General features: G+C 69.2%; 19 protein-coding genes. 13 read left to right on the top strand and 6 right to left on the bottom strand.

Going from position 1 to position 23,353, the window contains the following annotated elements; translation table 11 throughout:
* Positions 1–100: 100 nt before the first annotated feature.
* The 5 genes from ABIC63_RS11605 (at position 101) to ABIC63_RS11585 (ending at position 7,728) form a co-directional block, all read left to right on the top strand.
* Positions 101–658: a phasin family protein gene (locus tag ABIC63_RS11605; RefSeq protein ID WP_017760046.1), complete on the top strand. Its 558-nt coding sequence runs from the start codon at positions 101–103 to the stop codon at positions 656–658.
* A gap of 135 nt (positions 659–793) precedes the next feature.
* Positions 794–1,552 carry a 3-hydroxyacyl-CoA dehydrogenase gene (locus ABIC63_RS11600; protein WP_234192601.1) on the top strand — a complete coding sequence of 253 codons (759 nt, stop codon included), beginning with the start codon at positions 794–796 and terminating at the stop codon, positions 1,550–1,552.
* A gap of 100 nt (positions 1,553–1,652) precedes the next feature.
* Positions 1,653–3,566: a DNA primase gene (gene dnaG, locus ABIC63_RS11595; RefSeq protein ID WP_354319863.1), complete on the top strand. Its 1,914-nt coding sequence runs from the start codon at positions 1,653–1,655 to the stop codon at positions 3,564–3,566.
* Between the two features lie 343 nt (positions 3,567–3,909).
* A complete protein-coding gene (gene rpoD / locus ABIC63_RS11590; RefSeq protein WP_294368881.1) occupies positions 3,910–6,312 on the top strand; it encodes an RNA polymerase sigma factor RpoD in 2,403 nt (800 codons plus the stop codon).
* 141 nt (positions 6,313–6,453) lie between these two features.
* Positions 6,454–7,728, top strand: coding sequence for a multidrug effflux MFS transporter (locus ABIC63_RS11585; RefSeq protein WP_294368883.1), 1,275 nt, complete (start codon positions 6,454–6,456; stop codon positions 7,726–7,728).
* Positions 7,729–7,777: 49 nt separating this feature from the next.
* Here the strand turns inward: ABIC63_RS11585 and aroQ are convergent, their stop codons facing one another.
* Both aroQ and ABIC63_RS11575 read right to left on the bottom strand, forming a co-directional pair.
* Positions 7,778–8,227, bottom strand: a complete 450-nt coding sequence (aroQ, locus tag ABIC63_RS11580) for a type II 3-dehydroquinate dehydratase (RefSeq protein WP_294368886.1) — start codon at positions 8,225–8,227, stop codon at positions 7,778–7,780.
* A gap of 111 nt (positions 8,228–8,338) precedes the next feature.
* Positions 8,339–8,740, bottom strand: coding sequence for a PaaI family thioesterase (locus tag ABIC63_RS11575; RefSeq protein WP_294368888.1), 402 nt, complete (start codon positions 8,738–8,740; stop codon positions 8,339–8,341).
* A 194-nt stretch (positions 8,741–8,934) separates the two neighbouring features.
* Between ABIC63_RS11575 and ABIC63_RS11570 the strand changes: the two genes are divergently transcribed.
* Both ABIC63_RS11570 and ABIC63_RS11565 read left to right on the top strand, forming a co-directional pair.
* Positions 8,935–9,525 (top strand): DM13 domain-containing protein, encoded by a 591-nt coding sequence (locus ABIC63_RS11570; protein ID WP_294368891.1) that lies wholly within the window; start codon positions 8,935–8,937, stop codon positions 9,523–9,525.
* Positions 9,522–9,971, top strand: a complete 450-nt coding sequence (locus ABIC63_RS11565) for a TfoX/Sxy family protein (RefSeq protein ID WP_354319862.1) — start codon at positions 9,522–9,524, stop codon at positions 9,969–9,971. The genes ABIC63_RS11570 and ABIC63_RS11565 overlap by 4 nt, the downstream gene beginning before the upstream one ends.
* A gap of 24 nt (positions 9,972–9,995) precedes the next feature.
* On the opposite strand, the gene ABIC63_RS11560 is transcribed toward ABIC63_RS11565, so the two are convergent.
* Positions 9,996–11,105: a PA0069 family radical SAM protein gene (locus tag ABIC63_RS11560; RefSeq protein ID WP_294368897.1), complete on the bottom strand. Its 1,110-nt coding sequence runs from the start codon at positions 11,103–11,105 to the stop codon at positions 9,996–9,998.
* A 209-nt stretch (positions 11,106–11,314) separates the two neighbouring features.
* Here ABIC63_RS11560 and ABIC63_RS11555 point away from each other — a divergent pair, with 209 nt between their 5' ends.
* From ABIC63_RS11555 to ABIC63_RS11535, 5 genes are all read left to right on the top strand, one after another.
* On the top strand, positions 11,315–12,628 hold the full coding sequence (locus tag ABIC63_RS11555; RefSeq protein WP_354319861.1) for an efflux RND transporter periplasmic adaptor subunit: 1,314 nt from the start codon (positions 11,315–11,317) through the stop codon (positions 12,626–12,628).
* Positions 12,625–15,768 carry an efflux RND transporter permease subunit gene (locus ABIC63_RS11550; RefSeq protein ID WP_354319860.1) on the top strand — a complete coding sequence of 1,048 codons (3,144 nt, stop codon included), beginning with the start codon at positions 12,625–12,627 and terminating at the stop codon, positions 15,766–15,768. The genes ABIC63_RS11555 and ABIC63_RS11550 overlap by 4 nt, the downstream gene beginning before the upstream one ends.
* A 276-nt stretch (positions 15,769–16,044) precedes the next feature.
* On the top strand, positions 16,045–16,458 hold the full coding sequence (locus ABIC63_RS11545; protein ID WP_354319859.1) for a hypothetical protein: 414 nt from the start codon (positions 16,045–16,047) through the stop codon (positions 16,456–16,458).
* 31 nt (positions 16,459–16,489) lie between these two features.
* Entirely contained in the window at positions 16,490–16,861 is a 372-nt protein-coding gene (locus ABIC63_RS11540; protein ID WP_354319858.1) for a hypothetical protein, read from the top strand.
* A gap of 365 nt (positions 16,862–17,226) precedes the next feature.
* Entirely contained in the window at positions 17,227–18,639 is a 1,413-nt protein-coding gene (locus ABIC63_RS11535) for a serine hydrolase domain-containing protein (protein WP_354319857.1), read from the top strand.
* Between the two features lie 55 nt (positions 18,640–18,694).
* Here ABIC63_RS11535 and ABIC63_RS11530 read toward each other — a convergent pair whose 3' ends face one another.
* The gene (locus tag ABIC63_RS11530) at positions 18,695–19,228 is read right to left on the bottom strand and encodes a DinB family protein (protein ID WP_354319856.1); all 534 of its coding nucleotides are present in this window, start codon (positions 19,226–19,228) and stop codon (positions 18,695–18,697) included.
* 16 nt (positions 19,229–19,244) lie between these two features.
* Here ABIC63_RS11530 and ABIC63_RS11525 point away from each other — a divergent pair, with 16 nt between their 5' ends.
* Positions 19,245–20,063 (top strand): SIR2 family NAD-dependent protein deacylase, encoded by an 819-nt coding sequence (locus ABIC63_RS11525; protein ID WP_354319855.1) that lies wholly within the window; start codon positions 19,245–19,247, stop codon positions 20,061–20,063.
* A 7-nt stretch (positions 20,064–20,070) separates the two neighbouring features.
* Here the strand turns inward: ABIC63_RS11525 and ABIC63_RS11520 are convergent, their stop codons facing one another.
* Both ABIC63_RS11520 and ABIC63_RS11515 read right to left on the bottom strand, forming a co-directional pair.
* Entirely contained in the window at positions 20,071–21,744 is a 1,674-nt protein-coding gene (locus tag ABIC63_RS11520) for an Ig-like domain-containing domain (protein ID WP_354319854.1), read from the bottom strand.
* A 272-nt stretch (positions 21,745–22,016) separates the two neighbouring features.
* The gene (locus ABIC63_RS11515) at positions 22,017–23,333 is read right to left on the bottom strand and encodes an ABC transporter ATP-binding protein (RefSeq protein WP_114803460.1); all 1,317 of its coding nucleotides are present in this window, start codon (positions 23,331–23,333) and stop codon (positions 22,017–22,019) included.
* Positions 23,334–23,353 lie beyond the last annotated feature (20 nt).

The raw sequence follows: 23,353 nt of genomic DNA, 5'->3' as shown, positions 1-23,353 counted from the left end.
AAAACCCCTTGAGATCGCCACGTGCCGCTGCCATACTTCATCCCATGTTGCAGCGCAGCAAACGCGGCAACCCCACTTCCACCACCTCCAGGAGCTCACCATGGCACTCACCGCCGACCAGATCATCGCCGCCCAGAAGGCCAACATCGACACGCTGTTCGGTCTGACGACCAAGGCCTTCGAAGGCATGGAAAAGCTCATCGAGCTGAACGTGACCGCCTCCAAGGCCGCCCTGAGCGAAGCCGCTGGCACGGCCCACGCCGTGCTGGGCGCCAAGGACGCGCAGGAACTGCTGGCCCTGCAAGCCAGCATGATGCAGCCGATGGCCGAGAAGACCGCCGCCTACAGCCGCCACCTGTACGACATCGCCCAGGGCACCAGCGCCGAATTCACCAAGGCCTTCGAGAGCAAGGCCGTGGAAGCCCAACAAGCCATGGTCGGCCTGATCGACAGCGCCGCCAAGAACGCCCCGGCCGGCTCCGAAACCGCCGTCGCCATGATGAAGAGCGCCGTGGCCGCCGCCAACAACGCCTTCGAATCCGTGCAGAAGGCCGTCAAGCAGGCCTCCGACGTGGCCGAAGCCAACTTCAACGCCGTCTCGACGCAGGCCATGAACGCCGCCAAGACCGCCACGAAGACGGCCACCGCCAAGCGCTGATTTCTTGCTGGTTGTCTCCTTGGGTCCTCACGGGATCCATTCGGCCCCGCCTCGGCGGGGCTTTTTTTCGTCCGCCGGCGCCAGCGCGCCCGCTCCTATCATGGCGGTTTTGCCCGCAACAAGGAGACAGCATCCATGCAGATCAAGGACAGGGTTTTCATCGTCACCGGCGGCGCGTCGGGCCTCGGCGAAGGCACGGCGCGCATGCTGGCTGAGCACGGCGCGAAGGTCGTCATCGCCGACATGCAGGCGGACAAGGGTGAGGCCGTCGCCGCCGAGATCGGCGGGCGCTTCGTGCGCTGCGACGTGAGCCAGGAGGCCGACGGCCAGGCTGTGGTGGCCGCGGCGCTGGAACTCGGCAAGCTCGTGGGCCTGGTCAACTGCGCCGGCATCGCACCAGCCGAGAAGACCGTGGGCAAGAACGGCCCGCACGCTCTGGCCGTCTTCGAGAAGACGCTGCGCGTCAACCTGCTGGGCAGTTTCAACATGATCCGCCTGGCCGCCGACGCCATGGCGAAGAACGAGCCCGAGGCCACCGGCGAGCGCGGCGTGCTGATTTCCACCGCCAGCGTGGCCGCCTACGACGGCCAGATCGGCCAGGCCGCGTACAGCGCCAGCAAGGGCGGCGTGGTGGGCATGACGCTGCCCATCGCCCGCGACCTCGCGCGCAGCGGCATCCGCAACATGACCATCGCGCCCGGCATCTTCGGCACGCCCATGCTCTTCGGCATGCCGCAGGAGGTGCAGGACGCGCTGGCCGCCAGCGTGCCCTTCCCCTCGCGCCTGGGCACGCCGGCGGATTACGCGAAGCTGGCCAGGCACATCATCGAGAACGACATGCTCAACGGCGAGGTGATCCGCCTGGACGGCGCCATTCGCCTGGCGCCGCGCTGACCCTGCACGGGCCGGGCGGACGGCTTTTCGCCGATACTTCCGCCTCGCCCGAGGGGGCGCCATCCGACCGGAGGCGCCCCTTTTTCGTTGGTTCTTCCGCATGGCCATCCCCGAATCCTTCATCCAGGAACTGCTCGCCCGCACCGACATCGTCGAGATCGTCGGGCGCCATGTGCAGCTCAAGAAGGGCGGCGCCAACTTCATGGGGCTGTGCCCTTTCCACGGGGAGAAGTCGCCGTCCTTCTCGGTCAGCCCGACCAAGCAGTTCTATCACTGCTTCGGCTGCGGGGCCCATGGCGACGCGATCCGCTTCCTGATGGAGCACACGGGCGTCGGCTTTCGCGACGCGGTTCAGGACCTGGCCGGCCAGTACGGCCTGCAGGTGCCCGACGACGATCCGCTTTCGCCGGAGCAGAAGGCCCAGGTGGCCGCCCGCCGCGAGCGGCAGGCCACGCTCACCGACGTGCTGGAGAAGGCCGGTGACGCCTACCGCCGGCTGCTGCGCGATTCGCCGCGCGCCGTGGACTACCTCAAGCGCCGCGGCGTCTCGGGCGCCATCGCCAAGCGCTTCGGGCTGGGCTACGCGCCCGAGGGCTGGCGGGCGCTGGCCAGCGTCTTTCCCGACTATGCCGACGCGCTGCTGGTCGAAAGCGGCCTGGTGATCGCCAGCGACGAAGGCGAGGATGGCAAACGCTACGACCGCTTCCGCGACCGGGTGATGTTCCCGATCCGCAACGTCAAGGGCGAATGCATCGGCTTCGGCGGCCGTGTGCTGGGCGACGAAAAGCCCAAGTACCTCAATTCGCCGGAGACGCCGGTCTTCAGCAAGGGCCGCGAGCTCTACGGCCTGTTCGAGGCCCGCACCGCCCTGCGCGACCAGGGCTACGCGCTGGTCACCGAGGGGTACATGGACGTGGTGGCGCTGGCCCAGCTCGGCTTTCCGAATGCCGTGGCGACGCTGGGCACGGCCTGCACCGACGACCATGTGCACAAGCTGTTCCGCTTCACCGATTCGGTGGTGTTCAGCTTCGACGGCGACGCCGCCGGCCGCCGCGCGGCCCGCAAGGCGCTGGAGGCGGCCCTGCCCCACGCCACCGATGTGCGCAGCGTCAAGTTCCTCTTCCTGCCCGAGGAGCACGACCCCGACAGCTTCATCCGCGAGAACGGCGAGGAAGGCTTCGCCCGCGCCGTGGCGCAGGCCGTGCCGCTCAGCCGCTTTCTGCTCGAAGCGGCGCGCGAAGGCTGCGAGCTGGGCAGCGCCGAAGGCCGCGCCCGCATGGCGAGCCAGGCGCGGCCCCTTTGGCAGGCGCTTCCCGAAGGCGCGCTGCGCCAGCAGCTGCTGGCCGAAATCGCCCAGGCCGCGCATCTGGAGCCGGCAGGGCTTCAGGCCCTGTGGGCCGGGCAGACGCCACCGCCCTCACCCGCCGCCTCCCGCGACGAGCACGAGCCGCCCGACTTCCATGGCGAATCCATGCCTCCAGCCTGGGGTGACGGCACGCCCTCGCAGCCGCGCTGGTCGTCACAGCGCCGCGGCAAGCGGCCCTTTCCTTCGGCGCCGCCCCGCCCCGCGGGCCCGCGACCCAAGCCTGCCAGCCGCGCCGACCATGCCGCGCGCCTGATGCTCGAACGCCTGGGCGCCTGGGAGCATCTTTCGGGCGAGGAGCACGCCCTGCTCTGCGGCCTGCCGCCGCCCCACGGCCCGCTGTTCGCCTGGCTGGAAAGCTGCCTGCACGAATACGGTCCCCTGGAATGGCCGCAACTGCGCGCCGACATGGCCGGCCAGGCCTTCGAGGACATGGCGGTGCGCCTGATGGCCGGTCCGGCCGGCACCGCCACCGATGCCGAGTGGAACGCCGAACTACGCGATCTGCTCGACCGCATGCTGATCGAGCACCTTAAGACGCAGGAGACCGAGGCCATTGCCGCCGCCGGCCGCGATCCGCAGGCACTCGCCCGCTACAGGGAACTGCTCACGCGCCGCCTGGCGCTAGAGAAGAAGCAGCGCGCCAGCTAAGCCGGCTGCGCGCCGGGTTGTTTCCGAAGCGCAAAGCCGTGCCGACGGCGCAGTCAATCCCCCGCAGTGCGCGTAGGAATTGATTGACAAAGGTATAATCCACGGCTCGTCTCGGCAAGAGCGACAGCAGCACCTCCGGACCCTGGCCTACCGATGCCCAAGTGCACGACCGGCCTCCTTTCTTCCGCAAGGGCTTGCATTCCAAATGTTCGCCCCCCCATCTTGCCTGGCGTGCCGGTAGCGCGGTCCCCGCGTCCTCACCGGCACTCTCTCGCCGCGCCGGCCTGACGGCGCCTGTTGATTCAATTTTCTTTCTGTGGGTCCTCATGGGCCCTGGGGTCCTATGCCTGCTCAAAAGTCCGGAAAGACGACGACAACCGCCGCCGCCAAGCCCGCCGCCAAGACCAAAACCTCGGCCGCCGTGGTCGCGCCTGTGAAGGCGACCACCACCGCGGCCGGCAAGTCCGCCACGAAAGCCCAGTCAGTGCCCGCCACGAAGTCCCCTGCCAAAGCCGAGAAGGCCACCGAAGAACTGAAGAAGACGACCGCCAAGGCCGCAGCTGCCGCCACGGCCGACGAGATCGCCGTGCCCGCCAAGAAGAAGCCGGGCCGCCCGCCCAAGGCCGCCGCCGACAAGGAAGGCGCCACCACCGGCGCCAAGCGCGGCCGCAAGCCCAAGGCCGCCGCGGCCGAGGCCAAGGACGTCGAGGAGGACTTCTCCGACGTCGAAGCCGAGTTCGCCGAGGAAGAGACGCCCGAGCCCGAGGCCACCACCACGGCCACGGTCGAGAAGGCCAAGCCGCTGCGCATGAAGATCAGCAAGGCGAAGGAACGCGCCTTGATGAAGGAATTCGGCCTGGACGAGACCGTCCTGTCCGAAGAGGACATGGCCAAGCGCCGCCAGCGCCTGAAGACGCTGATCACGCTGGGCAAGACCCGCGGCTACCTGACGCAAGGCGAGATCTCCGACCACCTGCCCGACAAGCTGGTCGACGCCGAGACCATGGAAGTCGTGGTCACCATGCTCAACGACCTGGGCGTGGCGGTGTACGAGACGACGCCCGACGCCGAGACGCTGTTCCAGAACAACGTCACCCCCACCGCCGCCACCGTCGAAGAGGCCGAGGAAGAAGCCGAAGCCGCCCTGTCCACCGTGGACAGCGAATTCGGCCGCACCACCGACCCGGTGCGCATGTACATGCGCGAGATGGGCACCGTGGAGCTGCTGACGCGCGAGGGTGAGATCGAGATCGCCAAGCGCATCGAAGGCGGCCTGCAGGACATGATGGCCGCCATCAGCGCCTCGCCGGCCACCATCGCCGAGATCCTGCGCATGGCCGCCGACATCCGTGAGGGCAAGGTCGTCATCTCCACCGTGGTGGACGGCTTCTCCAACCCGAACGAAGCCGACGACTATGTGGCCGAGGAAGATTTCGACGAGTTCGACGCCGAGGACGACGACGACGGCAACGGCGGCTCCAAGGCGCTGACCAAGAAGCTCGAGGAGATGAAGAACGAGGCGCTGTCGCGCTTCGACAGCATCGCCTCGCTGTTCGAAAAGATCCACAAGATCTACGACAAGGAAGGCTACGGCACGCCGGCCTACCAGAAGGCCCAGCAGTCCCTGTCGGAACAGCTGATGACCATCCGCTTCACCGCGCGGACCATCGAGAAGCTGTGCGACATGCTGCGCGGCACGGTGGAAGACGTGCGCAAGAAGGAGCGCGAGCTGCGCCGCATCATCGTGGAGAAGTGCGGCTATCCGCAGGAAGACTTCATCCGCGACTTCGGCGGCATCGACAAGAACGGCAACCGCGTGCAGTCGAACCTGCTGAACCTGCAGTGGATCGAGAAGCAGTCGGCCGCCGGCAAGCCCTGGAGCGCCGTCATGCAGCGCAACATCCCGCCGGTGCAGGAGCTGCAGCAGCAGCTGACCGACATCCAGTCGCGCGTGGTGGTGCCGCTGACCGAGCTCAAGGAAATCAACCGCCGCATGAATGCTGGCGAGAAGTCCTCGCGCGACGCCAAGAAGGAGATGATCGAGGCCAACCTGCGCCTGGTGATCTCCATCGCGAAGAAGTACACCAACCGCGGCCTGCAGTTCCTGGACCTGATCCAGGAAGGCAACATCGGCCTGATGAAGGCGGTCGACAAGTTCGAATACCGCCGGGGCTACAAGTTCTCGACCTACGCGACGTGGTGGATCCGTCAGGCCATCACCCGCTCGATCGCCGACCAGGCGCGGACCATCCGCATCCCGGTTCACATGATCGAGACGATCAACAAGATGAACCGCATCTCGCGCCAGCACTTGCAGGAGTTCGGCTTCGAGCCCGATGCGTCCATCCTGGCCGAGCGCATGGAGATTCCCGAGGACAAGATCCGCAAGATCATGAAGATCGCCAAGGAGCCGATCTCCATGGAGACGCCGATCGGCGACGACGACGATTCGCACCTGGGCGATTTCATCGAGGACACCAACAACACCGCGCCCATCGAAGCCGCCATGCAGGCCGGCCTGCGCGACGTGGTCAAGGACATCCTCGACTCGCTCACCCCGCGCGAGGCCAAGGTGCTGCGCATGCGCTTCGGCATCGAGATGTCCACCGACCACACGCTGGAAGAAGTGGGCAAGCAGTTCGACGTGACCCGCGAGCGCATCCGTCAGATCGAGGCCAAGGCGCTGCGCAAGCTCAAGCACCCGAGCCGCTCGGACAAGCTGCGTTCGTTCATCGACACGCTGTAAGCACGCGCCCTGAGCGCTCCGCCGAAGCGGCGCCCGCGGCCCACCAGGGCCGGGGCGCCGTTTTCATTGGCTGCTCTCGCGTTGCGCGAACGGCGCCCGCCTGCCCCCCCCCCGCAGGCAGACCCAAGGAAAGAGACACGCATGAATCCTGACGCCAATCAACTCTGGCGCGCGCCGCGCTGGGCCCTGGCCATCCTGCTGGCGGTGCTGGGCATGCTCGGGCCCTTCTCCATCGACACCTACATCCCGGCCTTCTCGGGCATCGCGCGCTCCATCGGCGCGACGCCCACCGAGATGCAGCAGACGCTGTCGGCCTACCTGTTCGGCTTCGCCTTCATGAACCTGTTCCACGGTGCCCTGTCGGACAGCTTCGGCCGCCGGCCGGTGGTGCTGTGGGGCCTGCTGGTCTTCACGCTGGCCTCGCTGGGCTGCGCGCTGTCGCAGACCATCGGGCAGCTGGTGTTCTTCCGGGCACTGCAAGGGCTGTCGACGGGCGCGGGCATCGTGGTGTCGCGCGCCGTGGTGCGCGACATGTTCCCCCCGGCCGACGCGCAGAAGGTGATGGCGCAGATCACCATCTACTTCGGCCTGGCGCCGGCCATCGCGCCGATCATCGGCGGCTTCCTGCTGGTGCATGCGGGTTGGCACAGCATCTTCTGGTTCCTGGTGGCGGTGGGCATCGTGCTGCTGGTGGCCAACTGGAAGCTGCTGCCGGAGACGCTGCACACCAGCCAGCGCCAGCCCTTCGCCGTGCGCGACCTGATGCGCGGCTACTGGCAGCTGTGCTCCGATCCGCGCTTCCTGCTGCTGGCGCTGGCCAGTGGCGTGCCCTTCAACGGGCTCTTCCTCTACGTGCTGGCGGCGCCGGCCTTCCTGGGCGACCACCTGGGTCTGGCGCCCACGCAGTTCTTCTGGTTCTTCGTGCTCAACATCGGCGGCATCATGCTCGGCGCATGGGCCAGCGGTCGCATGGCGGGCAAGGCCAGGCCCAAGCGCCAGATTCGCGATGGCTTCGTGGTGATGCTGCTGACCTCGGTGGTCAATGTGGTGGCCAATGCGCTGCTGGTGCCGCAGGCCTGGTGGGCGCTGTGGCCGCTGGCGGTGTTCGGCTTCGGATGGGCGCTGATGGTGCCGGTGGTGACGCTGCTGGTGCTGGATCTGCATCCCACGCGCCGCGGCATGGCCTCGTCGCTGCAGGCGGTGATCGGCTCCACCGCCAACGGCGTGGTGGCGGGCCTGGTCGCGCCGCTGGTCATGCATTCGCCGATGGCGATGGCGCTGTCGTCGCTGCTGATGATGGGCGTGGGGCTGGTCGCCTGGACCTGGCTGCACCGACGTTGGCCCGAGATCGGCCGCGACAGTACCGCCGCGGCAGCGCCGCTGCCGGTCGACGCGACGACGAAGCTGGAATCCTGAGGACGGCAGACTGGCGCGGCGGCCGCAGGCGCCCCCGTCCGTCAGTCCATCAGCTGCTGACGCGCACCAGGGCCTCGATGGCCAGCGGATAGCCCTTCACGCCCAGCCCGACGATGATGCCGCGCGCCGCGGGCGAGATGTACGAGTGGTGGCGGAAGGATTCGCGCGCATGCACGTTGGAGATGTGCAGCTCGATCAGCGGCACGCTGGCGCCCTTGATGGCGTCGTGCAGCGCGATGGAGGTGTGGGTGTAGGCGCCCGGGTTCATCACCACGCCGAGCATGCGGCCCGCGGCCACTTCGCGGCCTGCTTCGTGGATCCAGTCCAGCAACACGCCTTCGTGGTTGGACTGGCGGCATTCGATCTCCACGCCCAGCGCGGCGCCCGCCTCGGCGCACATGCGCTCCACGTCGGCCAGGGTTTCATGGCCGTACTGCGCGGGTTCGCGCGTGCCCAGCAGGTTGAGGTTGGGGCCGTTGAGGACGAGGATCTTCTTCATGCGAGGTCTCTGGGCTTTGCGCCGCGGGAAAAGGGAGCGGCATCTTAAATAAGACGGCTGACCAGCCCCTTGGCAAGCACCCCGCCTCGACGCCACCTGCGCCGCGCAGTCTCAGTGCCGGGGCCGCAACAGCTTGCCGGTGGACGACGCACGCGCCAGCAGGCGCCCGGCCTCGTCGAACAGCTCGGCCTCCAGGAAGACCACGCTGCCGCCCCAACGGATCACCCGGGCTTCGGCCTCCACGGGCGCCACGCGCACGGCCTCCAGGAAGCTGGTCTTGATCTCCAGCGAGGCCAGGCCCACGCCCCGCTCGCGCGAGAACACGGCGAAGGCCATGGCGTTGTCCAGCCAGGCGGTGACGAAGCCGCCCTGAACCACGGTGCCCTCGGTGTGGGCAAACTCGGCGCGCGGCGCGAAGCGCACCCGTGCGCGGCCTTGCGGGTCGCTGGTGAGCAGGCGCTCGAAGCCGATGGCACGAAGCAGCGGTTGGGTGTGGATTTCGATGTCGGTCATGGATCGCAGGGAGTGCAACGGCGCGCGGCGCAGCATAGCCGCCGCCTGCGACCCCGCATGTCGCCCGCTTGCCTGGCGGGCCGGAGCGGGTGCGCAGCCGGATGGTCAGGGCTCCGCAGGAGGCGTTGCATAGAATCGCCCGCCATCCGCGCGCGGCGCCACGCCGCGTCCCGCCCGCGCTTCGCCTTCCCTGCATGATTCCTCCCGTCCCGCCGCCGCGTACCGGCGCGCGCCGCCTGTCCGTCCGCCTCCTGACCCATGGCCTTGCCCTGCTTGTGGGCCTGGTGCTCGGCACGGGCCTGGGCATCTACTGGCTGCCCATCCTGATCGCACCGCCCGCGCCCAGCGATGCGCAAGTCGGCATGGTGGCCGCGCAGGCCGCCTACAAGGTGGAGATGCGCGGCGACCTGAAGGGCAACGATCTGCTGCACTGGGCCCACGGCGAACTGACGGTGGGCCCCTGGGCCATCGCCCTTCGCGGCTCGGTGGCGCCGGGCCCGGACTACCGGCTCTACCTGTCGCCGACCTTCGTGCAGAGCGCGGAGGAATTCGAACAGCACCGCAGCGAGATGGTGCAGGTCGGCCAGGTGCGCACCTTCGACAACTTCATCGTCACGCTGCCGGCCACCGTGGACATCGGCAGCCACACGACGGTGGTGATCTGGTGCGAGGCCTTCGGCAAGTTCATCGGCGCCGCCCGCTACCGCGACCCGGACGCTGTCCCCGCTGTCCCCGCTGCGGCCACGGGTGCCACGGCCGCGCCAGCGGCCCGGCAGACCCCATGACCGACCGCCCGGCCCGCTCCCGCCAACCGGGCGCGCCGGGCCGCGCGCCCAGCCTGTTCGTGCAGAGCCTGCACGAGGTGCTGGCGCCGCTGGGTCGCATCGAGGCCCGCCGGATGTTCGGCGGCCACGGCCTCTACCACGAAGGCGTGATGCTGGCGCTGGTGCTGCGGGACACGCTCTACCTCAAGGCCGACGCGATCAGCCAGGCCCAGTTCGACGCGCTGGGCCTGCCCGCCTTCAGCTACCAGCGCGAGGGGCGGCCCGCCACCCTCACCTCCTTCCGGCAGGCGCCGGAATCGATCTTCGACGATCCGGAACAGGCCCTGCACTGGGGCCGGCTCGCCTACGAGGCGGCGCTGCGCGCCCATCAGGCCAAGCCGGCCCGCGCACGTCGGACGGTGACGGCCCCCACCTCGCCGCCGCCACCCCGCAAGACCCGGCGCTGACGCGGCGCCGACGCCCGCGGCCCCTCAGAACAGGCTGCCCTGCCCCTCGGCCCCCGGCGGCCGGAACAGCGAGGTGTCCATCCCGATGCGCTCGCGGTTGAAGCCCAGCCGCGCCGTGGCCTTGGCAAAGCGCTGCGCCACCAGTTCGGCCCACAGGCCGCTGCCCTTCATGCGGCTGGCGAAGTCGGCGTCGTAGTCCTTGCCGCCACGCATATCCTGGATGCGCGCCATCACCCGTGCGGCGCGCTGTGGGTAGTGCAGCGACAGCCATTCCTTGAAGAGCGGCGCCACCTCCCAGGGCAGGCGGATGACGGTGTAGAAGGCGCTGCGGGCGCCGGCCTCCCAGGCGGCCTCCAGCACCTGCTCCAGGTCTTCGTTGAGGAAGGGGATCTGCGGCGCCACGCTCACCCCCACCGGCACGCCGGCCTCGGCCAGGGTGCGGATGGTGCGCAGCCGGCGCGCGGGCGAGGCGGCGCGCGGCTCCAGCCGCCGGGCCAGGTCGGCATCGAGCGTGGTGACGGTGACGTACACCGCAGCCAACCGCTGGGCCGCCATGGGGGCGATCAGGTCCAGGTCGCGCTCGACGCCACTGGACTTGGTGACCAACGCAAAGGGATGCCGCGCCGCCTGCAGCACCTCGATGACCGATCGGGTCAGACGCAGCTCACGCTCGATGGGCTGGTAGCAATCGGTCGCGGTACCGATGGCGACGTGCGAGGGCCGGTAGCCGCGCCGCCCCAGTTCGCCGCGCAGCACCTGCGCGATGTTGCGCTTGGCGATCAGCCGGGTCTCGAAATCCAGGCCCGGCGACAGGTCGAGGTAGCTGTGCGTGGGCCGGGCGAAGCAATAGATGCAGCCGTGCTCGCAGCCGCGGTAGGGATTGAGCGACCGGTCGAAGGAGATGTCGGGCGAGTCGTTCTCGCTGAGGGCGGAGCGGGCGTCCTCGAAGCGGACCTCGGTGGCAGGTGCGAGGCGCTCGCCTTCGGCACCCGCCTCGCCCTCCGCGGCGGGCGGAGACTCGTCCGCCCATCCGTCGTCGAAGGCGCTGCGCTCGTCGCGCGAGAAGCGATGGGCCAGGCGCGTGGCGGCGCCGCGGCCCTTGATGGCGTGAACGGGGATCAATGCGTCGGGCATGCGGCAAGGCCTGGTAACGGCAGGAGCCCATCATTCTGGATCAATACTGTATTTTTATACAGTTATTTTGAAAGTCAGGTCCTGCTGGGGTTTTCCCTCGACCGCCGTGGGACATGTGAGAACTTTGCATCCCCTATACAGAAGCCGCTTACGCTTGCGCGCTTCGCGGGCGCTGGTGGCGCCCCGCCTCCCTCCGCCAGGACCCCATCTTGAGCCGCATTCCCTCGCCGGGCGCACGCCGCGCCCTGACCTGCTTTTGTGCCGTCTCGCTCATGCTGTTGGTGGGCTGCCGCAACGGCGACGCCCAGAAGAAGGCCGCCGCGCCACCGCCGCCGCCCGAAGTGCTGGTGCAGGCCGTGCAGCCGACCACCGTGCCGCTGCGCACGGAACTGCCCGGGCGCACGGCCGCCTCCATGGTGGCCGAGGTGCGGCCCCAGGTCGGCGGCATCATCCGCGCGCGCCCCTTCGTCGAGGGCAGCACGGTCAAGGCCGGCCAGGTGCTCTACGAGATCGACGCCCGTCCCTTCGAGGCCGAGGTGCAGCGGGCCGAAGGCGCGCTGGCCAATGCGCAGGCCACGGTCGCCTCGACGCGGGCGCTGGCCGAGCGCTACCGCCAGCTGCTGCCGCAGAACGCCGTGAGCCGGCAGGAGCACGACAACGCCATCGCGGCCTACGAACAGGCGCAGGCGAACGTGAAGGTGCAGTCGGCCGCGCTCAACACCGCGCGCATCAACCTGCAGTTCACCCGGGTGACCGCGCCCATCGGCGGACGCACCAGCCGCAGCGCGGTCACGCCCGGCGCGCTGGTGTCGGCCGCGCAGGCCACGCCGCTGCTGACCATCTCGCAACTCAACCCCATCTATGTGGACATCGCGCAGTCCAGCGCCGAGATCCTGCGGCTGCGCCAGGCACTGGCCGCCGGCCGCATCAGCCGCGAGGGCGACAGCCGCAAGGTGGCGCTGATGCTGGAGGACGGCAGCCGCTATGCCCAGGAAGGCCGCATCAAGCTGGCCGAGGTGACGGTGGACCCAAGCAGTGCCTCGGTGACGCTGCGGGCCGAGTTCCCCAACCCGGACGGCCTGCTGCTGCCCGGCATGTACGTACGCGCGGTGGTCGATGAGGGCACCACGCCCCAGGGCATCGTGGTGCCGGCCTCGGCCATCCAGCGCGACCGGCGCGGCAACCCGACGGTGCGCGTGGTCGGTGATGGCGACAAGCTGGAGGTGCGGCCCGTCGTCACCGGCCGCCCGGTGGGCACCGGCTGGCTGGTGGCCGAGGGCCTGAAGGCCGGCGACCGGCTGGTGCTGGAGGGCGCGCAGAACGCGCAGGCCGGTGCGGCGGTGCGCGTCAAGATGGCGCCGGCTGGCGGTGCAGCATCGGCGGCCACAGGCGCCGCCCCCGCAGCTCAGGCTCCGGGCCGCGACGCTGCCGCCGCTGCAGGCGGCCGCCCGGACGCGGCGAGTGCTGCCGCTGCCGCGAACACGGCGAATGCCGCCAACGCCGCACCGCGCAGCAACCCATGATCTCGCGCTTCTTCATCGACCGGCCCATCTTCGCGTGGGTCATCGCCATCACGATCATGCTGGCGGGCGCGCTGGCGATCCACCTGCTGCCCGTCACGCGCTACCCGGTGGTGGCGCCGCCGGCCGTGAGCATCAACGCCTTCTACCCCGGCGCCAGCGCGCAGACGGTGGAGAACAGCGTCACCCAGGTCATCGAGCAACAGCTCACCGGCCTGGACGGCTACCTCTACATGTCGGCCCGCAGCGACTCGACGGGCCGCGTCTCCATCTTCGTGAGCTTCGAGCCCGGCACCAATCCCGACACCGCGCAGGTGCAGGTGCAGAACCGCGTGCAGCAGGCCCTGCCCCGGCTGCCGCAGCAGGTGCAGGACCAGGGTGTCACGGTGCGCAAGGCCGGCGTGGCGCCCGACCTGATCGTCACGCTCTACGACAAGACCGGCCAGCTCTCGCCCGGCGACATCGCCGACTTCCTGGTGAGCGACCTGCAGGACCCGATCAGCCGCATCGACGGCATCGGCGAGGTGTCGGTGATCGGCGGCCAGTACGCCATGCGCATCTGGCTGGACCCGCACAAGCTGCGCGGCTTCTCGATGACGCCGGGCGACGTGCAGACGGCCATCGTGCAGCAGAACGTGCAACTGGCCGCCGGCTCGGTGGGCGCGGCGCCCGCGGTGGAGGGCCAGAACTTCAGCGCCGTGCTCACGGCGCAATCGCGCTTTCGCACGCCCGACGAGTTCCGCAACATCCTGCTGCGCACCAACCGCGACGGCTCGCTGGTGCGCCTGTCGGACGTGGCGCGGGTGGAGATCGGCTCGGAGAACTACAACTTCACCGGCCGCTACAACGGCTACCCGGCCTCGGGCGTGGTGGTGCGCCTGGCGCCCACGGCCAATGCGCTGGAGGCCATCGCCGGCGTGAAGACCGCCGTCGACAAGATGCGCGACCAGTTCCCGCCCGGCGTGGACGTGTCCTATCCGCTGGACACCACGCCCTTCGTCGAGCGCGCCATCAAGGACGTGATCAAGACACTCGTCGAAGGCATCGTGCTGGTGGTGCTGGTGATGTTCCTGTTCCTGCAGAACTGGCGCGCCACGCTGATCCCGGCCATCGCCGTGCCGGTGGTCCTGCTGGGCACCTTCGGCGTGCTGGCGGTGGCGGGCTTCACCATCAACATGCTCACGATGTTCGGCATGGTACTGGCCATCGGCCTGCTGGTGGACGACGCCATCGTGGTGGTGGAGAACGTCGAACGGATCATGGAAGAGGAGCACCTCTCGCCCAAGGAGGCCACGCGCAAGTCCATGGGCGAGATCACCGGCGCGCTGATCGGCATCGGCGTGGTGCTGTCGGCGGTGTTCCTGCCCATGGCCTTCTTCGGCGGCGCCACCGGCATCATCTACCGGCAGTTCTCGATCACCATCGTCTCGGCCATGGTGCTGTCGGTGCTGGTAGCGCTGGTGCTCACGCCCGCACTGTGCGCCACGCTGCTCAAGCAGCATGCCGGCGATGCGCCCAAGCCCAAGCGCACCACCGGCTTCTTCGGCGCCTTCAACCGCTTCTTCGACCGCAGCATGGACACCTACGAAGGTAGCCTGCGCAAGCGGCTGCCCCGGCGCTGGCTGTTCATGGCGATCTATGCGGTGATCTGCGCCGGCATGGCCGTGATGTTCATGCGCACGCCCACCGGCTTCCTGCCCGACGAGGATCAGGGGCGCCTGTTCGTGCAGTACAACCTGCCCGGTGGGGCTACGCTGGATCAGACCCGCGAGGTGGCCGAGCGGGTGAGCCGCTACTTCACCGAGAACGAGAAGGACACGGTCGACGGCGTGTTCGTGTCGCCCGGCTTCACCAGCGCCGGCGCCGGTCAGAACCAGGGCCAGGGCTTCATCGCCCTCAAGGACTGGGAGCAGCGCCCCGGCCGCGAGAACACCGCCTTCGCGGTGCTGGAGCGCGCCGGCAAGGCCTTCGCCGGCGACCGGCAGGCACGCATCTTCATGAGCGCGCCGCCGGCCGTCTCGGGCCTGGGCAACTCGGCCGGCTTCGACCTGCAGCTGCAGAACACCAGCGCCATGGACTACGAGCGCTTCCGCGGCATCCGCGACCAGCTGCTGGCCAAGGCCCGGCAGGACCCGCTGCTCACGCAGGTGCGCTTCCAGGGCCAGGAGGACCAGACCACGCTGCAGGTGGACATCGACCGCGCCAAGGCCGGCTCGCTGGGCATCACGCAGACCGACGTGAACTCGCTGCTGTCCATCACCTTCGGCGGCGCCTACGTCAACGACTTCATCGACCGCAACCGCGTCAAGCGCGTGTACCTGCAGGCCGATGCGCCCTTCCGCATGACGCCCGAGGACATCGGCATCTGGAGCCTGCGCACCAGCACCGGCGCCATGGCGCCCTTCGCCAGCGTCGCCACGCCGCGCTGGAGCTATGGCCCGATGGCGCTCACCCGTTACAACGGCCTGCCCTCCTTCAACATCCAGGGCCAGGCCGTGCGCGGCGAAAGCTCGGGCGCGGCGCTCACGCGCATGGAGCAGCTGGTGGCCGAACTGCCGCAGGGCGTCAGCTATGCATGGACGGGCCTCTCCTACCAGGAGAAGCTGGCCTCGGGCCAGGCCCTGTCGCTGTACCTGATCTCGCTGCTGGTGGTCTTTCTGGCGCTGGCAGCGCTGTACGAAAGCTGGACCATCCCCGTCTCGGTGCTGCTGGTGGTGCCGCTGGGCATCGTGGGCGCGCTGGTGGCGGCCAACCTGCGCGGCATGGACAACGACATCTTCTTCCAGGTCGGCCTGCTCACCACCATGGGCCTGGCGGCCAAGAACGCGATCCTGATCGTGGAGTTCGCGGCCGAGGGCGAGCGGCGCGGCCTCTCGACCTGGGACGCGGTGATCCAGGGCGCCAAGCTGCGGCTGCGGCCCATCCTGATGACCTCGCTGGCCTTCGTGGCCGGTGTGGTGCCCCTGGCCATCGCCACCGGCGCGGGCTCGGGCAGCCAGAACGCCATCGGCACCGGCGTGATCGGCGGCATGATCACCGGCACCGTGCTGGCGATCTTCTATGTGCCGCTGTTCTATCTGCTGGTGCGGTCCATCGGGCGCAGGCGGCGCGAGGCGCAGGCCGCGCAGCACGCGGCGGCCTGAACCGCCCGCCTGCCCCGGCCGCCTTCGCAGCGCGCCGGGGCCGCTCGCGAACCGTTCTCGCCGACAAAGAAAGTAAGCCCGATGGGCCGCCCCTGCGCCGCCCCCACCGGACGAGGGTTGCGACGGCCCCCTGCGCATAGCGCGCCGATGTCCTACGCATAGTTGCACTCGTTGTGGCAAACCGCGTCCATGTTGGCTGACCGCGGCCCCCGTACCCTCCTCCTACGCCCACGTGCGCGCAACCATGTGCCACGCTTGCGCCTTCTCGCTGGGGTGGTGCCCGCTGCCACTTTGTGGCTGGCAGGCTGCCAAGGCACGGACGACCTGAGCCACACCGGCTGCCTGCCACTGCGCGTGCCGGCCGCGGTGGTGCTGCAGCGGGAGACCGGCCTCTACCGCATCGGGGATGCCGAGGTACCGGTGCTGTCGGACCATCCGCGCGATATGCGCAATGACGTCTCCCAACGCAGAAGCCTCGTGCGCACGGTTCTGCCCGGCACTCGCGTGACCATCGAGCGCCTGACGCAGCGTTGGGGCTTCGACTCCGGCAAGGGCCGCATCAGCGCCTTCGGCACGCTGCCGAGCGGCGAGCGCTTCGAGTACGGCTGGGGCGCCGGCAGCGTCATCGGCCCGGCGCCCTGGGAAGGCCCGGGCCTGCCCAATCTGCGGACGGTCAAATGCGACGCCTGAATCCTCCGCATCCTTCGTCCAAGGAGCTTCCATGCGCTTTCGCCGCACCGCCACGACCCTCGGCCTCGCCGTCGCCGCCTGCACCAGCGCCATGGCCCAGTCTGTCCTGTACGTCGCGCGCCCGGCCATCGCCCTGAGCGTCAGCGACAGGACGGCCGGCCGCCAGCCGCCGGTCGCGTTCACGGTCACCATGCCCAACGGCAAGACGACCACCGCGACGGCCACGCCCCTGATGGGCGACGAGCGCGCCGGCACCGTGCACTACCCGAGCGACTTCGGCAATGCGGGCATGCATGTGGGCGAGTACACCTGGTCCGCCCGCATCGACGGCAAGGAGGTGATGCGCGGCAGGTTCAGCTACCGGCCGTCGAAGGACGGACAGTTGCTGTTCGTGCCCGGCTGAGCACGCGAGGCCGGTCGGGCAAGCGCCGCCCACGGCGTTGCATTGCATGCCGCGCGTGTGCACGCAAGAGCGGCATCCGCAGCGTGACCCGGCGCGAACTCTGCTACGGTCCGACACGTGTTTTGACATTCGCGGGGAAAGCCATGTGGAGTGAGCGACGTACCCAGCATTCGCCCAGGCGCGCACGATGGCTCGGTGCCGGGGTGTTGGCCCTGTCGGCCCTGTCGGCCTTGTTGGCCGGGTGCGGCGGCGGGGGTGGCGGCGGCGGAGGCGCTGTTCCCCTGGTTTTTGGAACGACACCCGCCTCGGGCGGCGCGAGCCAGCCGGCGCCGGCCTCCTGCGATGCATTGCCGAGCAGTGCTCAATTGCCCGCGACCACCGCCCTCAACGCACGCGCCCGCTGCCTGGAACTGAACACACCCTATGTGCCGCCGCCCGGCGATGTGCTGGAGCACTACACCTCCGGCTATGCCAAGACGATGTGCTCGGCCATCTTCATCACCGGACTCGATGCGGCGACGGCGCAGGAGAGCCTGGGCTACTTCGTCGCCCCATACGACCAGCGGCGCCGGGTGAACACGCCGGTGGTCGACCGCGACCGCAAGGAGGTTCGGATCAGCATCCCCGGCGGGGCCACGCTCACGGCGCGGTATTTCGGCTCCCAGGGCTGCATCACGCTGCCGCCCGGCCGGGACGATGTCTTCTTCAAGCCTGTCGCGGTCAAGAGTGCATTGGGCGATGCCGCCACCACCGCCTGGCCCATGGGCGATGTGCTGCCGACGACACCGCTGCCGGCCGACGTGGATCAGCGCAAGCTCGCCCAGGCGGTCGATGCGGCCTTCGGCAACAGCGAGGCCTACACCTCCGCCTTCGTCGTCACGCACCGGGGCCGTCTCGTGGCCGAACGCTACCAGCCCGGTGTGGGCACCGGCACGGCCCTGGAGTCCTGGTCCATGGGCAAGAGCGTGACGGCGGCCCTGATGGGCGTGCTGATCCAGAAGAAGGCCTACACGCTCGACCAGCCAGCCCCGATCCCGCAATGGCAGGCCAAGGACGACGGGCGCCAGAAGATCCGCATAAGCGACCTGCTGCGCATGTCCAGCGGCCTGCGCATCAAGGCACCCGACGATCCGGACTTCGACCCCAACGGGACCTATCCCGACCACCTGTACTTCTACACGGGCCGCATCGACGCCTTCAACTACGCCGCCACGCGGCCGCAGCAATGGCCGCCCAACACCGTGGGCCGCTACCGCAACACCGACCCGGTGCTGGTCAACTACCTGGTGCGACTGGCGGTGGAAAAGCGCGGGGAGGACTACCTCTCCTTCCCCCAACGCGCCCTGTTCGACCGCATCGGCATCCGCTCGATGACGATCGAGACCGACCCCTACGGCAACATGCTGACCCAGGGCTACGACTTCATGTCCGCCCGCGACTGGGTCCGCCTGGGCAACCTCTACCTGCAGGAGGGCGTGTGGAATGGCGAGCGCATCCTGCCCGAGGGCTTCGTGCCGTTCGTGCGTGGCGCGGCGCCTGCCTGGGCGGCCGACAAGCGGCCGATCTACGGGGGCTTCTTCTGGCTCAACAACACCGGAACGCTGGCCGCGCCGACCTCGGCGTACTACATGCTGGGCGCTGCCGGACAGTTCGTGGTGATCGTGCCGTCGCACGATCTGGTGGTGGTGCGCATCGGCTATTCGAAAGGCGAACGCTTTGCGGCTGCGACCCTGAATCAGGCGCTGGCGCTGCTGGTGAGCGCTGTGCCGGGCCACTGACCTGATGTCAGCGGCGACAGCACGCCGCCCGGCGGCGAGTGACGGGCGGGCGGCCTCAGACCTCGTTGGGAATCAGCGCATTCAGGTCGGTCACGCCCACGTCCACCCCGGCCTGGAACAGCAGCGTGGTGGCCTGGCCGCGGTGATGCGTCTGGTGGTTGAAGAAGTGCTGCAGCAGCGGACCGAAGCGCTTGGCCTGGCTGGCTCCGGCGGTGTTGCCGTAGCGAAGCACCTGATCGAAATCGGCAGGCGCCAGCCGCCGGGCCATGTCGCAGATCACGACGTCGGTCTGCATCCGGCGCTCCCGCAGCATCGGCAGGCTGTCGGCCAGCCGGTCGCGCAGGCCCGTGGGTGCCGGCAATTGCGAAAGCGGCGCGCCAAGGCCTGCCAGCGCCGGCAACTGCACGAAGCGGTTCAGCCAGATCAGGTCGGCCGCCACGATGTGGCCGAGCGTGGCGAACAGCGAGCCGAAGAAGGCCCCGCGGCCCTCGAACAGCGCCGCCTCCGGCAGCGTGGCGGCCGCGTCGTAGAGCCGTTCGTTCATCCAGCGGTTGTAGTCCGCCATCAGTGTGCAGAGCGCAGGGGTCATGGCGCAGACTGTAGCCATGAACACCGCCGCCCCGATGCCGTCCATGCCGCCTGGCCTGCCCACCCTTCTCAAGAACGCTCGCCGCATCGCCGTCCTCACCGGGGCGGGCATATCGGCCGAGAGCGGCATTCCCACCTTCCGCGGCACGCGCAACGGCCTTTGGGCCCGCTTCGATCCGACCGAGCTGGCCACGCCCGGGGCCTTCCTGCGCGACCCGCCGCTGGTCTGGGCCTGGTATGCCTGGCGCACGCAGGTGGTGACACGGGCACAGCCCAACGCCGGACATCGGGCCCTGGCCCAACTCGTGCGCCGGCCAGGCGTGGAGCGGGTCAGCGTCGTGACGCAGAACGTGGACGACCTGCACGAGCGGGCCGGCAGCGAGGACGTGGTCCACCTGCACGGCAGCCTGTTCACGCCGCGCTGCTTCGACTGTGGCTTGCCGCATCGCATGGAGGACGCGGAGTCCGCCCCGTGGTCGGCTGAACCCGTGGAGCGGCTGGAGCCGCCCCGCTGCGTCCGTTGCGGCGGACGCATCCGTCCTGGCGTCGTCTGGTTTGGCGAGGCGCTGCCGCAAGGCCCATGGCGCCGCGCGATGGCCGCCGTGACCGAAGCCGACCTGCTGCTCGTGGTCGGCACCTCCGGCGTGGTGCAGCCGGCCGCCGGCCTGGCCGATCTGGCGCGGGATCGAGGCCGCCCCGTGGTAGTGATCAATCCCGATGCCATGGCGGGCATGGCACCGGGCGATGTGCATTGGCGGGCAACGGCGGCACAGGCGCTTCCCCTTCTGCTTCGAACCTGCTCGGCAGCGGAACAGGAGGATCAACGCCGCCCCTGAGGCCGCGCTACCTGAAAACGGAGGCCGAGACCGGTCCGTCGCTTCGGAGCTCCGATGGCTCCATCCAGCTCGCCGCGATGGTGCCATTCGGCCGCATCGCCAGCGAGGTGAACATCGCTGCAGAGGCACCGGCTGCCCCGACGCGGCGGGTGGCTTGCCAACCTTCGCCAGATACATAGCGTCTGGCGAAGGTGCCCTCCTGATCTCCACCATAGCCCGACTGGTAGGCCCCCCACATCAGCATCAGGTGGCCATTGCGGTCCGCCACGAGGCTGGGCATGCGGTTCTGCCAATACGTCCCGTTCGTCGTGCTGACCGTGGTGGCCGTGCTCCAGCCTGAGCCTGGCGTATACCGGCGATACAGGAGATCGCTGCGATAGTCGGAAAGGTACTGCTGCCAGACGGCATGGAAGCTGCCTGTGCTGTCCGCCACCAGGACCTGCCTCATCGCATCGCCGGCATCGTCCGTTTCGAGCAGGGCCGGCGTGGTCCATGTGCCGCCAGGCGCACCTAGCGTGCTCCACCACAGATCGAAGCGATAGGGCCCTCCTGCATAGACGAAGGAGTTCCACAACGCCATGACCTGGCCGGAGCCGGAAATCGCAAGTCTGGGCGCGAACGGATCGCCCAGCCGGGTGGCGCCCAGCGAAACAGCGGGCTGCCAACCAGTGCCCAGCTCGTAGCGTGCAGCCCACACCGGCGCGTCGCTGGTCCGCTGCACCCACAGCGCATACGCGTTGCCTGCCGCATCGATCGCCACCTGCGGCTGTTCGACCTTGTCGTAAAAGCTGCTGTTGGCCGAACTGCCCAGCCGCACCGGAGCCTGCCAGCCACCCTCGACCGTGAATCGCGCCGCCCAGGCATCCGGATTGCCATAGGGTGCGACCTGCTTGGCCCACACCGCAAAACCATTGCCGTCGGCACCAACCGCGAGCGAGGCGTCCCCGACATCCAGGCCGCTGTCGAGGCGCACGGGCGTTTGCCATCCACCGTCCTTCAGGAAGCGCGACGACCATATTTCGACCCCGGACCCGTCAAATTGGGACCAGATCGCCAAACCATCGCCTTGGCGGTCGAAACCCACCTGCGGAAGCAAGGCATTGCGGTTCCCCGGCACGCTGAGCGTTCGGAACCCGCCCCACGCACCGCTCTCCGTCCGCGTCGCGCTGCGAATCTCATACCAGCCGCTGGATGCCTGGCTGGACCAGACGACCACGATGTTGCCTTGGCTGTCCTGCGCCGTGACCGGGTTGCCAGAAACGGCCGTCCTCTCGGCATCCAGTTGGCGAGGCGTTTCCCACACCCCATCGGCCGTGCGGAACGACCAGGATCGCTCCGCGGCCAGGCCGTTGCCGGCCAGATCCTGCAGGCCGGTTCCCGCCGTCACCGTGTAGGTGGCCAAGAGGTCGAGCGTCTGCGCTGGCGCAAAAGAGACTTTGTGAAGCGTGGCGTCGTAGCTCAGGACCCCGTCCACGGCGGCGCCCGAGCGAGAAATCTGAACATTGCTGTCCGTCACCGTCGACGCGCGCAAGCCTTCGCTGAAAGTCGCCGAGATCTCCGTGGTGCGAGGTACGTCATTGCCGGCCGCGGGCACAAAGGCCAGGACGGTCGGCCGCGTCGTGTCGGCGACAGGCGGCGCCGAGGGCGATGGTGCAGGCGCGGGCGCGGGTGCGGAAGGCACGACCGGAAAGAAGCCCCCTCCTCCGCCCCCGCCTCCGCCCCCTCCACAGCCCGTCACGACGCCAGCCAGCGCCAAGGAAATCGCGTAACCCAATACCCTCATCCACATTCCCCTCATTGATTGGATTGCTCTCGGGCCGAATGGCCCGGAGTCCAAGGAATGTTAATGAAGCGCGCTATCGAATTTGATGTTGTTTATTCCCCTGAACGGACGGCGCGCGCGCCTCACCTCGTTGGGTCGAAGCATCGACGCCCGACTGGGGCAAGCCGCGCTCAACCGTCGGCGGCCACCACCGGATCCGGCGCCGGCAGATGGATCATCCCGGTGCGGAAGTCGTACTCGAACACCTCGCCGTAGCGGCCCCATTCAATGGCTTGGCGCAGCACGCGCAGGGCCTCGGAGTCTTCCAGGCTCTCGCGCAGCAGGTCGAGGAAGTGCTCTTCCGCGATGTGGCCCTGCGGGTCCTGCTCCAGGCTGTGGCGGATGTGCGCCGCCAGTGGCACGCGCTCCAGCAGTTGCTGGCCGAACATGCGCTGGCGCCCGGCGCGTGCGCTGCCGGCGTAGTGGCGCCCCAGCGGCGTGACCAGCAGGTCGCCTTCGGCCAGCCGCGCCAGGCCCAGCAGTGAGAGGCCCTGGGTGAGCGGCAGCAGGTCGTGGTCGGTCAGCTCGGCCTCGTCGGCCAGGCGCGGCAGGTCGGCACGGCCCTGGAAGTCGTCCTCCACCAGCAGCTCCAGCAGGCCTTCCATGCGCGCCACGTCGGCCGAAGGCAGGCGCTCGGCCAACACCGCATGCTTGGGGCCGTGGGCGGTGCCGGAGGCGCCGGCCGTCATCAGCGCATAGACCTGGTCGATCAGCATGCGCACCTCCACCGAGTCACGGTCCCGCGGGCGCGGCAACGCAATGCGCAGCTCGGCGCGCACCCGGCCCGGGTCGGCGGCGAAGACCAGCACGCGGTCGGCCATCAGCACTGCTTCCTCGATGTTGTGCGAGACGACCAGCATGGCCTGCGTGGGCATCTGACCGCCCTCCCACAGCGCCAGGATGTCGTCGCGCAGGCGCTCGCCGGTGAGCACGTCCAGGGCCGAGAAGGCCTCGTCCATCAGCAGCACGTCGGGCTCGACCACCAGGGCGCGGGCGATGCCCACGCGCTGGCGCATGCCGCCCGAGAGCTCGCGCGGCAGCGCGCCTTCGAAGCCGCCCAGGCCGATCAGCGCGATGGCTGCCGCCGCGCGCCGGGCCCGCTCGGTCTGCGGCACGCCTCGCGCTTCCAGCCCCAGTTCCACGTTCTGCTGCACCGTCAGCCAGGGAAAGAGCGCGAAGGACTGGAACACCATCGCGATGCCGCGCGCTGGCCCGTGCAGCGGCTGGCCGCGGTAGCGCACCTCGCCCCGGTCGGCCGGCACCAGGCCGGCCAGGATGCGCAGCAGCGTGGACTTGCCCGAGCCCGAGGGGCCCAGCAGGGCCACGATCTCGCCCGCGGCCAGGCGCAGGTCCACGTCCTGCAGCACGGGCCGCGCCGTGCCGTCCGCCGCCCGGAAGCCCTTGCCGACGGCGTGGAGGTCGATGATGGTGTCGCGTTCCTGAATCATCTGGTGAGGTCCTTCGCTGG

Origin of the sequence: Pseudacidovorax sp. 1753, from assembly GCF_040544975.1 — a bacterium.
Taxonomy (GTDB): domain Bacteria; phylum Pseudomonadota; class Gammaproteobacteria; order Burkholderiales; family Burkholderiaceae_C; genus Xenophilus.
This window is presented reverse-complemented; position numbering and strand designations above follow the sequence as displayed.

Bases quoted from the DNA above. Each gene is read 5' to 3' on its own strand.
- ABIC63_RS11530 (WP_354319856.1), bottom strand. From the start codon at position 19,228: ATGACCCCTGCGCTCTGCACACTGATGGCGGACTACAACCGCTGGATG.
- ABIC63_RS11560 (WP_294368897.1), bottom strand. From the start codon at position 11,105: ATGCCCGACGCATTGATCCCCGTTCACGCCATCAAGGGCCGCGGCGCC.
- ABIC63_RS11540 (WP_354319858.1), top strand. From the start codon at position 16,490: ATGCGCTTTCGCCGCACCGCCACGACCCTCGGCCTCGCCGTCGCCGCC.
- ABIC63_RS11550 (WP_354319860.1), top strand. From the start codon at position 12,625: ATGATCTCGCGCTTCTTCATCGACCGGCCCATCTTCGCGTGGGTCATC.
- ABIC63_RS11575 (WP_294368888.1), bottom strand. From the start codon at position 8,740: ATGACCGACATCGAAATCCACACCCAACCGCTGCTTCGTGCCATCGGC.
- ABIC63_RS11585 (WP_294368883.1), top strand. From the start codon at position 6,454: ATGAATCCTGACGCCAATCAACTCTGGCGCGCGCCGCGCTGGGCCCTG.
- dnaG (WP_354319863.1), top strand. From the start codon at position 1,653: ATGGCCATCCCCGAATCCTTCATCCAGGAACTGCTCGCCCGCACCGAC.
- rpoD (WP_294368881.1), top strand. From the start codon at position 3,910: ATGCCTGCTCAAAAGTCCGGAAAGACGACGACAACCGCCGCCGCCAAG.
- ABIC63_RS11515 (WP_114803460.1), bottom strand. From the start codon at position 23,333: ATGATTCAGGAACGCGACACCATCATCGACCTCCACGCCGTCGGCAAG.
- ABIC63_RS11600 (WP_234192601.1), top strand. From the start codon at position 794: ATGCAGATCAAGGACAGGGTTTTCATCGTCACCGGCGGCGCGTCGGGC.
- aroQ (WP_294368886.1), bottom strand. From the start codon at position 8,227: ATGAAGAAGATCCTCGTCCTCAACGGCCCCAACCTCAACCTGCTGGGC.
- ABIC63_RS11570 (WP_294368891.1), top strand. From the start codon at position 8,935: ATGATTCCTCCCGTCCCGCCGCCGCGTACCGGCGCGCGCCGCCTGTCC.
- ABIC63_RS11565 (WP_354319862.1), top strand. From the start codon at position 9,522: ATGACCGACCGCCCGGCCCGCTCCCGCCAACCGGGCGCGCCGGGCCGC.
- ABIC63_RS11605 (WP_017760046.1), top strand. From the start codon at position 101: ATGGCACTCACCGCCGACCAGATCATCGCCGCCCAGAAGGCCAACATC.
- ABIC63_RS11525 (WP_354319855.1), top strand. From the start codon at position 19,245: ATGAACACCGCCGCCCCGATGCCGTCCATGCCGCCTGGCCTGCCCACC.